13 protein-coding genes are annotated in these 12,124 nt (G+C 72.4%); 2 read left to right on the forward strand and 11 right to left on the reverse strand.

The window, feature by feature from the left end:
* Positions 1–52 precede the first annotated feature (52 nt).
* Positions 53–769 (reverse strand): type 1 glutamine amidotransferase, encoded by a 717-nt coding sequence (locus ACFQQJ_RS08875; RefSeq protein ID WP_377105774.1) that lies wholly within the window; start codon positions 767–769, stop codon positions 53–55.
* Positions 770–824: 55 nt separating this feature from the next.
* Complete coding sequence (locus ACFQQJ_RS08880; RefSeq protein ID WP_377105776.1) at positions 825–2,144, reverse strand: MFS transporter; 1,320 nt, start codon at positions 2,142–2,144, stop codon at positions 825–827.
* A 161-nt stretch (positions 2,145–2,305) separates the two neighbouring features.
* Between ACFQQJ_RS08880 and ACFQQJ_RS08885 the strand changes: the two genes are divergently transcribed.
* Positions 2,306–2,905 carry a malonic semialdehyde reductase gene (locus ACFQQJ_RS08885; RefSeq protein ID WP_377105778.1) on the forward strand — a complete coding sequence of 200 codons (600 nt, stop codon included), beginning with the start codon at positions 2,306–2,308 and terminating at the stop codon, positions 2,903–2,905.
* 8 nt (positions 2,906–2,913) lie between these two features.
* Here ACFQQJ_RS08885 and ACFQQJ_RS08890 read toward each other — a convergent pair whose 3' ends face one another.
* A complete protein-coding gene (locus tag ACFQQJ_RS08890; protein ID WP_377105779.1) occupies positions 2,914–3,612 on the reverse strand; it encodes an esterase/lipase family protein in 699 nt (232 codons plus the stop codon).
* Positions 3,613–3,856: 244 nt separating this feature from the next.
* On the opposite strand from ACFQQJ_RS08890, the gene ACFQQJ_RS08895 reads away from it, so the two are divergent.
* On the forward strand, positions 3,857–4,552 hold the full coding sequence (locus tag ACFQQJ_RS08895) for a M50 family metallopeptidase (protein WP_377105780.1): 696 nt from the start codon (positions 3,857–3,859) through the stop codon (positions 4,550–4,552).
* Between the two features lie 12 nt (positions 4,553–4,564).
* Here ACFQQJ_RS08895 and ACFQQJ_RS08900 read toward each other — a convergent pair whose 3' ends face one another.
* Genes ACFQQJ_RS08900 through ACFQQJ_RS08935 form a run of 8 tightly spaced genes read right to left on the reverse strand, consistent with a single transcriptional unit; the run spans position 4,565 to position 12,071 of the window.
* Complete coding sequence (locus ACFQQJ_RS08900; protein WP_377105781.1) at positions 4,565–5,107, reverse strand: lipoprotein; 543 nt, start codon at positions 5,105–5,107, stop codon at positions 4,565–4,567.
* A gap of 16 nt (positions 5,108–5,123) precedes the next feature.
* Complete coding sequence (locus ACFQQJ_RS08905; protein WP_377105782.1) at positions 5,124–6,104, reverse strand: ABC transporter ATP-binding protein; 981 nt, start codon at positions 6,102–6,104, stop codon at positions 5,124–5,126.
* 7 nt (positions 6,105–6,111) lie between these two features.
* Complete coding sequence (locus tag ACFQQJ_RS08910; protein WP_377105783.1) at positions 6,112–7,233, reverse strand: ABC transporter permease; 1,122 nt, start codon at positions 7,231–7,233, stop codon at positions 6,112–6,114.
* Entirely contained in the window at positions 7,230–8,375 is a 1,146-nt protein-coding gene (locus ACFQQJ_RS08915; protein WP_377105784.1) for an ABC transporter permease, read from the reverse strand. The genes ACFQQJ_RS08910 and ACFQQJ_RS08915 overlap by 4 nt, the downstream gene beginning before the upstream one ends.
* Entirely contained in the window at positions 8,372–9,367 is a 996-nt protein-coding gene (locus tag ACFQQJ_RS08920) for an ABC transporter ATP-binding protein (protein ID WP_377105785.1), read from the reverse strand. Before ACFQQJ_RS08920 ends, ACFQQJ_RS08915 begins: the two co-directional genes overlap by 4 nt.
* 3 nt (positions 9,368–9,370) lie before the next feature.
* Positions 9,371–10,165, reverse strand: a complete 795-nt coding sequence (locus tag ACFQQJ_RS08925) for an HlyD family secretion protein (RefSeq protein WP_377105787.1) — start codon at positions 10,163–10,165, stop codon at positions 9,371–9,373.
* Positions 10,166–10,170: 5 nt separating this feature from the next.
* Positions 10,171–11,454, reverse strand: coding sequence for an HlyD family efflux transporter periplasmic adaptor subunit (locus tag ACFQQJ_RS08930; RefSeq protein ID WP_377105789.1), 1,284 nt, complete (start codon positions 11,452–11,454; stop codon positions 10,171–10,173).
* Entirely contained in the window at positions 11,451–12,071 is a 621-nt protein-coding gene (locus tag ACFQQJ_RS08935; RefSeq protein WP_377105791.1) for a TetR/AcrR family transcriptional regulator, read from the reverse strand. Before ACFQQJ_RS08935 ends, ACFQQJ_RS08930 begins: the two co-directional genes overlap by 4 nt.
* Positions 12,072–12,124: the final 53 nt, after the last annotated feature.

Here is a 12,124-nt window from a genome sequence, read left to right on the forward strand (position 1 = left end):
CATCGTCCAAGCGCACCGGGGGCGAACACCGCCGGTGCCCGGCGGCCGGGCCTCAGGCGGCGAGCGAGCGCGACCTCAGCTGGCCGCAGAACGCCTGGGCGATCAGCCGGCCGTTGCGGGAGACCTCGGTGTCCTGGGCCTGCATGGCGCGTCGCAGGGCGCGTCCGTCCCCGCCGCCGAGCTCGGCCCAGCGTCCCATCAGTTCGGGGGAGGCCTCGGGGTGGAACTGCACGCCCACGGCCGACCCGATCCGGAAGGCCTGGTGGGGGTAGGCCGCGGAGCTCGCCAGCGGCACGGCCCCGGGCGGAAGGACGGTCACCGCGTCGTCGTGGGACTCGGGCAGCAGCGAGTCCCCCTGTTCTGCCAGCCGTCCCAGCAGCGGGTCGTCCAGCGCAGCCTCACGCCAGGTGACGCGGCACGCGCCGTGCTCGCCGCCCCCGGGGTGCCGGACGGTGACCGTCCCGCCGAACGCTTCCGCGAGGAGCTGGTGGCCCAGGCAGATCCCGAGCAGGGGGATCCCCGCATCCACCGCGTCGACCATGAACTGCTTCAGCGGCTCGATCCAGGGGTGCTCGGCGGTGTCGTGGGCGCTCATCCGTCCCCCGAGCACGATCACGCCGTCGCCCAGGGAGCCCACGTCCGGCACGGGACGCTGCCACAACGGGACGGCGCGCACCAGCACCCGGTTGCTGGCCAGCCACGCGCCGAAGCGGTCGGCCGGAACCTGCGGGTCGGGCTGGAGGATGGTTGCGCGCACTGCCCTCGGCATGGGCGCAGGCTAGCGGAGCAATCTGACGGGCTTGTTACGGCGCCGCCGTGGCGGGTCAGGACGCCGGAACGGCTTCCGGGACGTCGGCCAGGATCTCCGCGGGGTCGGCCACCCTGGTCAGCGACGGTGCCACCCACCGGGCCGCGAACAGGGCGGCGGCGAGCGGGACCAGCACCACGAGGAGCGCCTGCTGCGCACCGCCGAGGGCTTCGGCGGCGACACCGACCAGCGGGGCGGCGGTGAGGACGGCGATCGATCCCATCGAGGTGATCACGGAGACCCGCGCCTGGGCGCCGCGGTGGTCGTCGGAGACGGCCGCGACCGCGATCGGGAAGCACAACGCCGCGCCCGCTCCCCACAGCGCCGCGCCGACCAGGGCCACCGCGGGGTGCGGGGCAAGGCCGAACGCAGCCAGGCCGAGCAGCCCGGCCACCAGCGAGAGCTGGAGGCTGGCCACGCGTCCGAGCCGGTCGATGGCGCGGGTGCCGGCGAGCCGGACGATCGTCATGGCGCCGATGAACACGCCGAGGGCGATGCCGCCGAACGCCTCGGTGGTGCCGAAGCGGTCGACGACGGCCAGCGCCAGCCAGTTGTTGGCTGCCCCCTCGCCGAGCGTGGCGGCGAAGGCGACCAGCCCGATCAGGATCGTGCGCGGTTCGGTCCAGACGGACATCGCGGAGCGGGACGCCTTCTCCGGTGGCCCGCTGAGGGCCTGCGGGCGTCCCGGGAGCACCATGCCCGCCGAGAGCGCAGCGAGCCGGAGGACGGCGACCCCGACGGAGAAGGCGGCGAACTGTGCGACGACGGGCAGGCCGACCGACGCCGCACCCGCGCCGAGGATCGACCCCGCGACGGCGCCGGCGGAGAACGCGGCGTGGAAGTGCGGGATCACCGAGCGTCCGTACGCCCGCTCGACGCGGGTGGACTCGACGTTCATCGGCACAGCGACCAGCGAGCCGCCCACGCCGTTGACGAGGATCCCGACCCCGAAGAGCCAGCGCGATCCGAGGGCGGGGCCCAGGCCCATGAGCACGAACCCGACGGCGATGATCACGGTGCCGGCCGCGAAGACCCGGGCGCTGCCGAAGCGGGCGAGCAGCGCGGAGGAGGAGACCACCGTGGCCAGCGCGCCGATCGATCCGATCAGCAGGATCCCGCCCAGGTCCGCGGCGCTCAGCGAGAGGAGGTCGCGCACGCCGGGGATCCGGGCCAGCCACGAGAAGGCGAGCAGCCCGCTCAGGGCGAACGCGCCGAGCAGCAGCAGTCGGGCGCGCTCGTGGGGTACGGACGGCAGGACGGGCCGGGACACGGACGACTCCAGGGCTCGGAGGGACGACGGGAACTCCTCGTCCGCGGGGTCGGGCGTCAGCAGCACAGGACGTGTGCGCCTCCGGGCGGCCAGCGTGGCTGGACGCGGCATCGGGAAGGACTCCATTCCATCAAGGTTCCGGGGGTCCGGTCAAACCGAGCGCTGGTTGGGATTGGTCGCGAAGAGGGATATAGTTTAGAAATCAACCATCGCTGGAAAGACCTGCCATGACCCTGCCCGACCTCCGCAACGACCTCAGTGCGACCCGCATCTTCACCGACATGCACACGGCCTACCGGTTCACGCCGGACCCGGTGTCGGACGAGGAGCTCGAGGCGATCTACGAGCTCGCCAAGTTCACGCCCACGGCCCTCAACAGCCAGCCGTTGCGGGTGACCTTCGTCCGCACGGCCGAGGCCAAGGAGCGCCTCCTGCCGCTGCTCGCCGAGTCGAACCGGGCGAAGTCCGCCTCCGCCCCGGTCGTGGCGATCCTCGCGGCGGACACCGACTTCCACGAGCACCTGCCGGTGCTGAACCCGCAGACCGCGGGCGTCCGCGAGCGGTTCGCCGCCGACGCGGAGCGGCGCCGGACGATGGCGCTCAACAACGCCTGGCTCCAGGCCGGAGGCTTCATCCTCGCCGTCCGTGCCGAGGGCCTGGACGCGGGGCCGATGGGCGGCATCAACACCGCGGGGATCGACGAGGAGTTCTTCCCCGGCACCAGCCTGCGCACGATCATGGTGGTGAACATCGGCCACGTCGCCCCCGACGGGTCATTCCCGCGCAACCCGCGCCTCGGCTTCGACCAGGCGGTCACGCTGGCCTGACCGGCCGCTCAGGTGGCCGCCGGCGTCCGTCCCTCGACGACGTCGAACACCACCTGCCGGCACGCGGCGTGGCCGAGCAGCCGGAAGTGGCCGGCGACCGGAACCCGCACGTTGCGGGCCCCGGCGAGGGTGCTCCCCTCCGGCACGTGCTCGTCGAACAGCCCGAACACCGAGGTGATCCGGGCGTTCACGTCCGCCACCTCGCCCAGGGCGGCGAGGCTGGCGTGCCCGGCGGCCAGCGGGCGCAGGCTCGGCAACGGCAGCAGGGGAGCGAGGCTCGAGCCGTGGAACGGCGTGCACACCGTGACCATGGAGCTGATCCGGCCCTCCTCGTCTGCGAGCATGGCGAGCTTGCCGATCAGTCCGCCCTTGCTGTGCGCCACGACCACCACGTCGTGCAGGTCGCGCTCGGCGATCAGCCGGCCGACGAGCCGCGCCCCGTCCGCGATGGGGGCGCGGGTGTGGCCGAGCGCTGTGACGACGTGCACGGCGTGGCCCCGTCGCGACAGCGGGACGATCAACGGCCGCAGGAAGCGCCAGTCCTCGTAGACGCCGGGGATCGCGACCACCGTCCGCCCGGCGCCCGTGGCGTAGCGGTCGGGCGAGCGCGGCGCGAAGAGGGTGCTGATCCACACCCCGCCCGCCCACAGGTAGTCCAGCGCCCACCAGGCGATCCGCTGACGCCTCACGCCCTCCATCTTCGTCACCGCCTCACCTTCGCGTCACGATCCGGCCACTCCGCGTCGCCACACGCCCCGTTCCGGCGTCCTCGCGGTGCGGCTGACCGCTCCGTCCTCGCTGCCGAGTGCAACCCTCGCTGCCGGAATTCCGGTAGCCGGAGTTGCACTCGGGAGCGGGAACGGTTGGGGCGGGGTTGGAGAGGGCCCGCAGGAAGGGGGGCGCGGTCGGGTTGCGGCGCCAGCCCACAGCGCCATCGGGTAAGAAGGGGACGTGGACGTCCTCGGCGAGCTCTGGCGGCGAGCCCTGGCGACCCAGCCGGTGCCCGACCAGCGCACCTCGGCGATCATCGCCGCCGTCGCCCTCGCTGCGGTGCTCCTCGCGTGGCCCGGCGTCCGCCTGCTGGTCACCGTCTGCCACGAGGCAGGGCACGCGGTGGTGGCCACCCTCGTGGGGCGCAGGCTCGGCGGGATCCGCCTGCACTCCGACACCTCGGGGGTCACCGTCAGCAGAGGGCGCCCGAGCGGGCCCGGCATGGTCGCCACCCTCTTCGCCGGCTACCCGGCGGCCGCGGTGGTGGGGCTCGGCGCCGCCTGGCTGGCCGGGGCGGGCCACGCGTCGGGCCTGCTGTGGCTGCTCGTCGTGCTCCTCGCGCTGATGCTGCTCAAGATCCGCAACCTCTACGGCGCGCTCGTCGTGGTGGGCAGTGGTGCGGTCGTGGCCCTCGCGTCGTGGTACCTCGGCGGCGAGGCGCTGTCGTGGCTCGCGACCGGGCTGGCCTGGCTGTTCCTCCTCGCCGCGCCCCGTCCGGTCGTGGAGCTGCTGTTCGCCCACCGACCGGGGTCGGACGCGGCCCAGCTCGCCGGCCTGACCCGGGTGCCGAAGGTGGTCTGGAACCTCACCTGGCTGGTGCTGACCGTCGGGGCGCTCCTGCTCGGGGGCGCGTGGATGTTGCGGCTCCCGGCCTGACCAGACGCCGGTTCAGCGGCTGCGCAGCCCCTGCAGGAGGGCGACGAGGTCTGCCCGCTCCGTGCTCTTCTGCGACCCGGACGGGCTGGTCTCCGCGATCACCTGCAGCATCCGTCCGCCCACGTCCACCAGCGCGACCTGGTCGATGCCGGTGGCACAGGAGTTGGTGCACTCGTCGTACTCGCTGCCGAACACCAGCGCCGGCCCGACGGGGGTGGCGGCCCGCTCGACCTGGGCGTCGCGGGGCGGCGCCGGGAAGTAGCCGTGGAACCCGTTGCCGGGCGCATCGCCGGCGGTGCAGTCCGCGCCGAGCACGGCGGCCTGGTACCGCCCGGTCGGGGTGGCCAGGCGGTGCACCATCGTCGTGCAGTCGTTGGCGGCCGGTGCCAGCGCCTCCTCGGTGCCGAGGACGACGAGCTCGAGCCCGGGGGCGAGCGCGACGACGATCTCCGCCGGCCCAGGGCTCGGCGTCTGCGGACGCACCGTCGGCACGTCCAGCCGTTGGCAGCCGGCCAGGAAAACGGCGACCACGGCCGCCAGCAGCACCCGCCTCATGGGGGAATGCTAGGGGTCAGCGGTGGCGGGCGACGAGGTTCACGAACACGTCCTCGATCGTCGCCGGCACCTCGACCACGTCGGGACGGGCGAAGCCCGCGGCCGCCAGGCGCCCGGTGAGCGCCGCCGGGGTCAGCGGCGAATCGGCCGCCACCACAGCGTGCAGGCTGGCCCCGGACAGGTACGCCTCCTGGACGTCGTCGGCCGCCTCCAGCCACGGCAGGACGGCGTCCACGTCCGGGGTGGAGATGTCGAGGATCCGCTGGTCCATGTGCTCGCTGCGGATCTCCGACGGGCTCCCGTCGGCGATGATCCGCCCGCGGTAGATGAAGGCCAGCCGGTTGCAGTGCGCCGCCTCGTCCATGTAGTGCGTGGTGACGAACAGGGTGACGCCCCGGCTCGCGAGGTCGTAGAGCAGGTCCCAGAACTGCCGTCGCGCCACCGGGTCGACCCCGGAGGTCGGCTCGTCGAGGAACAGCAGTTCGGGGGAGTGGATCGTCGCGGCGCCGAGCGCGAGCCGCTGCCGCCAGCCGACGGACAGGTTGCGGGTGAGCTCGTCCTCGCGCCCGACGAGGTCGGCCATCCTCAGCACGTACTCCCGCTGCGCGGCGAAGCGCTCCGCGGGCAGGTCGTAGACGCCGGCGTAGAAGCGCAGGTTCTCGTCGACCGTCATGTCCTCGAACAGGGCGAACTTCTGGCTCATGTAGCCGATCCGCCGCTTCACGCGGTCGGGGTGGCGCACCACGTCCACCCCGAGGACGCGCGCGGTGCCGGCCCGGGGACGCAGGGTGCCGGTGAGCATCCGGATCGTGGTGGTCTTCCCCGAGCCGTTGGGGCCGAGGAAGCCGAAGATCTGCCCGCGCGGCACGTCGAGGTCGATCCCGTCGACGGCGGTGAAGTCGCCGAAGGTCTTGGTGAGGCCGCGCAGCGAGATCGCGGGCTCGGCCGCCGCGTCCTTCTCCGGAGGGCGGGGCGCGTCGTCTGGACGGTCGGTCATCGCGTCCTCACTCGGAGATCCGGCGGCGGGTGGCCACGATCGAGGCGCCGAAGATGACCACGCCGAACCCGACCAGGGCCAGCATCGGCACGGCGAGCGCGGCGAAGTCGCTGCCCTTGACGAACGCGCCGCGGAGCACCTGCAGCGCGAAGGTGAGCGGGATCAGGTTCGTCAGCGGCTGGATGATCGCCGGCATGGACTGGATCGGGAAGATGAACCCGGACAGCACCATCGTCGGGATCATGATGAACATCACCGCCTGCTGCGCCTGGTGCCGGGTGCGCGAGACCAGCGAGACCAGCAGGCCGAGGCCGATGCAGGTGAACATGAACAGCGTCAGGCCCACGAGCACCACCCAGACGCTGCCGTTGAAGGGCACGCGGAACCAGAACAGCCCGCCGGCCGCCACCAGGAGCATCTGCGCCGTCGCGAGCGCGGCGTAGGGGGTCAGCTTCCCGATCAGGTACTCGGTGGCCTTGATCGGGGTGACGAACATCTGCTCCAGGGTTCCCGACTCGCGCTCCTTCACCACGGCCTGGCTCATGATCACCATCAGGGAGATCATCATGATGGCCGCGATCAGGCCCGGGATCATGGTGTTCACCGGGTCGAGGGTCGGGTTGAACATCACCCGGACGCGGGCGTCGATCCCCGGGGCCTCGATGGCCACCCCGGACGCCTCGCGGCGGTCGGCGTTGAACTGCGCCACGATCTGGGAGGCGTACCCGCTGCCGACGGCGGAGATCTGCGAGTCCGAGCCGTCCACGATGATGCCGATCGGCGCGGTCTCGCCGCGGGTGAGCCGGTCCTGGGTGCCCTCGGGGATCACCAGGGCGACCTTGACCGTCCCGCGGTCGAGCAGGGGTCGCAGGTCGTCCTCCGTCCGCGGGGTCTGGGTGATGGTGAAATAGCCCGACCCCGAGAACGCGGCCTCGAGCTTGCGCGAGGTCACCGTGCGGTCGAGGTCGACGACCGCCGTGGCGAGGTTGCGGATGTCCACGGCGACCACGTAGCCGAACAGGATCAGCTGGGCGACCGGCATCACCAGCAGCAGCCTGATCAGCAGGGGGTCACGCCGGAGCTGGGTGAACTCCTTCCAGATCAGCAACCGGATCCGCTTGCCGCTCATCGCGACGACCTCCGTCCGTAGAGCAGGGACGAGATGCCGAGCATGACCGCGGCGTACGCGGCCAGCGCGGCGAACTCCGGCCACAGGTCGGCCACGCCGGCCCCCTTCAGGAACACCGCGCGGGAGATCGTCACCATGTACTGCGCGGGGAAGGCATAGGCCAGCCACTGAAGGACGATCGGGACCTGCGCGAGGTCGAAGGCGAAGCCCGACAGCAGGAAGGACGGCAGGAAGGCGATCAGCAGGGCGATGATGTTGGCGGTGTCCATGGACGGTGCGATGGCCGAGATCAGCAGGCCCATGCCGAGGGACGCGAACACGAACAGCGCCGCCCCGAGCGCCAGCGCGACGGGCTGGCCGCGCAGCGGGATGCCGAACAGCGCACGGCCGAGCAGCGTGATCATGACCACGTCGAGGAAGGCGATGAGCGTCCACGGCAGGAGCTTCCCGACCATCAGCTCGATGCGGCGCATCGGGCTCACCTCGAGCTGCTCCTGCGTCCCGAGGTCGCGTTCGCGCACCAGCGTCACGGCGGTCTGCTGGACGGTGACGATCGCGATGATCACCACCATCAGGCCCGGGATCAGGAAGTCCGACGATCGTCGCTCGGGGTTGTACCAGGTGCGGACGCGGGGCTCGAGCATGCCGAGGCTGCTCAGGTCGAGGCCCTGCGCGTCCGCCCACGCCCGGGTCAGCTGCTGGGTGTAGACTTGGTTCAGCGCCACCGAGTAGGTCTGCGCCACCTTCGCCGCCGTGGGTTCGCTGCCGTCGACGAGGACGGCCACTTGGGCCTGCCCGCCGCCGTCCAGGGTGCGGGCGAACCCGGCGGAGATCACCACGGCCACCCGGGCGGTGTTGTGGTCGAAGGCGTCGTCCACGTCGGCGAGGGTGCTGCCGTGCTCCACGACCTCGAAGAACGGGGACGCCTCGTACTTCTCCAGGTAGCTGCGGCTGGTCGGCGTCCGGTCGAGGTCGATGACGATCGTCGGCACGTTCTCCACGTCGAAGCTGATCGCGTACGCGAACAGCAGCAGCTGGATGACCGGCGTGATCACCACGGCGAGCAGCATCCGGGGGTCGCGACCGAGGTGCCGGAACTCCTTGCGGACGATCGCCCCCATGCGGACCAGCGCGCCGCTCATGAGGCTGCCACCTCCGGCTCGGCGCCGGCGGCGCGGGTGGACGGGTCGGCCAGGTAGGCGAACACCGTCTCCATGTCGGGGGCGACCGGCCGGACGCCGACGTCGCGGACGCCGGCAGCGGCCAGGGCGGACGCCAGGGTGGGCGCCGGGTCGCCGGCCCCGTCCCACAGCACGCGGACGACGTCGCCCAGCAGGTGGGCGGAGGTGACCCCTGCGACGCCGTCCACGACGGCCATCGCGGCGCGCGGGTCGGCGGCCGTCACCTCGAGCAGCCGTCCGGGGACCTTCGCCTTGATCTCGTCCGGCGTGCCGTGCTGCCGGATCCGCCCGCCGTCGAGGAACGCGATGTGGGTGCAGCGCTCGGCCTCGTCCATGTAGGGGGTCGCCACGAGCACCGTCCGGCCGTCCGCGTGCAGCCCGGCGAGGATCCTCCAGAACTCGCGCCGCGAGACCGGGTCGACGCCGGTGGTCGGCTCGTCCAGCAGCAGCAGGTCGGGCCGGTGCATCAGGGTCGTGGCGAGCATCAGCTTCTGCTTCATCCCGCCGGAGAGGAACTGCGCCTGGCGCGTCGTGAACTCGTCCAGCCCCATGCCCTCCAGCAGCTGGCGGGCCCGGGTGCGGCGGTCGGCCCGGCCGACGCCGCGGATCGTGGCGAAGAACTCCATGTTCTCCGCGACCGACAGGTCGGGGTACATCGAGAACCGTTGCGACATGTAGCCGATCCGGGGGGTGACGGCGTCCCGTTCGGTCACCACGGAGTGCCTGAACACCGTGGCCTCGCCCGCGGTGGGGGCGAGCACGGTGGCGAGCATCCGGATGAGCGTCGACTTGCCCGCGCCGTCGGGCCCGAGGAGCCCGAACACCGCCCCGGTCGGCACGTCGAGGTCGAGCCCGTCGACGGCGACGGTGTCGCCGAAGGTCCGGCGCAGGCCGCGGGCGCGGATCGCATCGGCCCCCGACGGGGGAGCGGGTGTGGTCGGCAGGGCGGGCATCGGTCAGTCCAGGGTCACGTCGACCGGCATGCCGGCCTTCAGCTGCCCCGAGGGGTCGGTGGCGCGGATCCGCACCTCGAAGACCTGCTTCACCCGCTGGTCCTTGGTCTGCACGCTGTTCGGGGTGAACTCGGCCTGGCTGGCGACGAAGCTGACCGTGCCGTCGTAGGCCGTCGCGCCGGAGTCGGTGGCGAGCCGTGCCGTCCCGCCGACACGCACGGTGCCGAGTTCCGGCTCGGGGACGTAGATGCGGACGGTCAGGTCGGTCGGGTCGGTGAGGGTGAGCAGCGTCCGGCCGGGGGCGGCGTTCTGCCCGACGTTGGTGATCACCGACACCACCGTGCCGGCGCTCGGGGCGGTGACGGTGGTGTACCCCAGCTGCACGCGCGCCAGCTCGACCGCGGCCTCGGCCTGCTTCAGCCGGGCCTTCGCCGCGGCGATGTCGGCCTTGGTGGAGTCGTCGTCGTCCTTCGCGTTGGTGTAGGCCGCCTGCGCGGCCTTGACGCCCTGCTTGGCCTGGGTGAGCTGCAGGCTGAAGGCGGACTTGTCGATGCGCACGAGCTCCTGGTCGGCGGTGACGGTGTCGCCCTCCCGCACGGTCACGGCGGCCACCCGTCCGGCCAGCGCGGGTGCGACCTGGAACTGCCCGGCCTCCACCGTGCCGGTGTAGACGGTCGTGGACGCCGCGGCGCCGGCCTGCGTCGAGCTCCACCACCACCAGGTGCCGCCGCCGATGAGCAACAGCAGCACGGCCACGATCACCGGGACCGGCGGGTGCTTGCGCGTGTGTTCTGCCATGTTCGTCACCTGTTCGGGATGGTGGCGGGCGCCGACGGGCGGCAGCCCTGGATGGTGATCTCCACCGGCGCGCCCGCGGGCAGCTGTTCGGTGGCGGTGAACGCCACCTCGACCGCGCGGGTGAGGTGGACCTCGTCGGTGGGCACCGACGTGGGCGGGTAGTCGGCCCGGGTGCTGATCCGGGTCAGGGTGGCCGGGACGCCGGGACCGGTGATCCAGTCGGCCGTGACGAGCGCGCTGTCGCCGTCGCAGACCTGGGCGAGCTGGGCGGGGGAGAGCCAGGCCGTCACCGTGCTCGGTTGCTGCTCCCGGACGGTGGCGACCGTCGCGCCGGGTGCCAGCTGGTCGCCCGGGCGCGCGATCGACACCACGATGCCGTCCACGGGCGACGTCATCTCGGCGAGGGTGACCTGGGCGCGGACCACGTCGATCGGCACCGTCATCGCCTCCGCCTGCAGGGCGGCCAGTTCCTTGAGGTCGCGCAGGTTGCTCCTGGCGTCGGTGACCTTCGCGGTGGCGTCCTCGAGCTTCCGCAGGCCGGACCGTGCCTTTTTCAGCCCGGTGGCGAGCTTCGCCTGGAGGGCGTCGATCTTCTTCAGGCCGGCGTCGACCTTCCGGATCCCCGCCTTCAGGTCGGCGATGATCCCCGGCAGTGCGGCCTCGGGCGGGATGTCGCTGCCCGGCGGGACGACCGGCGGATAGTTGGCGGCCAGCGCCTCCATGGCGTGGAGCTTGGTGACCAGGTCTGCGCGGGCCGCGCGGGCCTTCCGCTCTGCCGCGCGCAGCTGCTTCTGCCCGGCGTGGATCTTGTCGATGGCCGTGCGGACGGTGTCCTTCGCGTCCTCGATGTCGGCCTGCTTGTCGTAGGTGGTGTCGATCGCGTCGCCGAGCAGGCCGACCTGGGCCTTCGCCACGGCCGCGTCCGCCGTGGCCGCGGCCAGCTGGGCGGCCTGGGTGCGCGTGTCCGCCGTCGCCAGCACCTGCCCGGCGCGGACGGTGTCGCCGACGGCCGCGCCCACCGCCACGATGCGCACGCTCGTGCCGAGACCGAGGGCAGAGGCGACGGTGCTCGTGGCGTTCGCCGTGCGGCCGGTGACCGGGCTGGTGGGGCCGGTGAGGTCGACGAAACCGGCGTCGAGGTTCACCGCCGGTGAGCCGAGCGCGGGAGCGGCCAGGCTGGTCACGGTGTCGTCCACCGTGCCGGCCACCACGAGTCCGGACGGCGTCCCGCAGCCGGCGAGGCAGAAGGCCGGCGCGAGGGCCGCGGCGACGAGGAGCTGCCGGTTCACGGGTGCACCTCCACTCCGGCGAGGAAGGCGTCGACGACCCTTTCGAGCTCGGCGCGCGCCGGCGGCTGGGACGGCGCGATGCTCAGGAAGCCGTCGAGGGCGACGTAGGTCATCAGCGGGCCGACGAACATGCGGGTCGTCAGCCCGGGGTCATCGGTGGCGATCAGCCCGAGCGCCGCGGCGTGACGGATCAGCACCTCGGTGCGCACCAGCATCTGGCCCGGCAGGGCGTCGCGGAACGCCTTGCGGAGCTCGTCCACCCGGAACGCCTCGCCGAGCACCAGCCGGACGAGCGCCACGGCCTCCGGCTTCATCAGGCTGTGGGTCACCATCACCGAGAACTCGACCAGCGAGGCGCGCAGGTCGTCGAGGGTGTTCACGCGGTCGAGGTCGGGGGAGTCGAGCACCAGCTTGCCCAGGCCGCCGTAGAGGATCTCGCCGAGCAGCGCCACCTTGGTGGGGAAGTAGCGGTAGAGGGTCTGCTTGCTGACCCCTGCCTGCGCGGTCACGGCGTCCATCGAGGTGCCGGCGAAGCCGTGGGTGAGGAAGAGGGTGCGCGCTGCGGAGGCGATCTGCGCCCTCTTCGCGCTCTGCCGGTGGCCCACAGCGATGCTCACGAATCAAACTGTACCGTACAGTTTGATTTCGCGCAGCCATTGGCCGGACGGAC

The sequence above is a fragment of the Propionicimonas sp. T2.31MG-18 genome (assembly GCF_964266745.1).
Classification (GTDB): Bacteria; Actinomycetota; Actinomycetes; order Propionibacteriales; family Propionibacteriaceae; genus Propionicimonas.

What these genes read in the sequence shown, in the direction of transcription:
- ACFQQJ_RS08875 (WP_377105774.1), bottom strand. Translation starts at nt 769, where the DNA reads ATGCCGAGGGCAGTGCGCGCAACCATCCTCCAGCCCGACCCGCAGGTT.
- ACFQQJ_RS08885 (WP_377105778.1), top strand. Translation starts at nt 2,306, where the DNA reads ATGACCCTGCCCGACCTCCGCAACGACCTCAGTGCGACCCGCATCTTC.
- ACFQQJ_RS08900 (WP_377105781.1), bottom strand. Translation starts at nt 5,107, where the DNA reads ATGAGGCGGGTGCTGCTGGCGGCCGTGGTCGCCGTTTTCCTGGCCGGC.
- ACFQQJ_RS08905 (WP_377105782.1), bottom strand. Translation starts at nt 6,104, where the DNA reads ATGACCGACCGTCCAGACGACGCGCCCCGCCCTCCGGAGAAGGACGCG.
- ACFQQJ_RS08910 (WP_377105783.1), bottom strand. Translation starts at nt 7,233, where the DNA reads ATGAGCGGCAAGCGGATCCGGTTGCTGATCTGGAAGGAGTTCACCCAG.
- ACFQQJ_RS08915 (WP_377105784.1), bottom strand. Translation starts at nt 8,375, where the DNA reads ATGAGCGGCGCGCTGGTCCGCATGGGGGCGATCGTCCGCAAGGAGTTC.
- ACFQQJ_RS08920 (WP_377105785.1), bottom strand. Translation starts at nt 9,367, where the DNA reads ATGCCCGCCCTGCCGACCACACCCGCTCCCCCGTCGGGGGCCGATGCG.
- ACFQQJ_RS08925 (WP_377105787.1), bottom strand. Translation starts at nt 10,165, where the DNA reads ATGGCAGAACACACGCGCAAGCACCCGCCGGTCCCGGTGATCGTGGCC.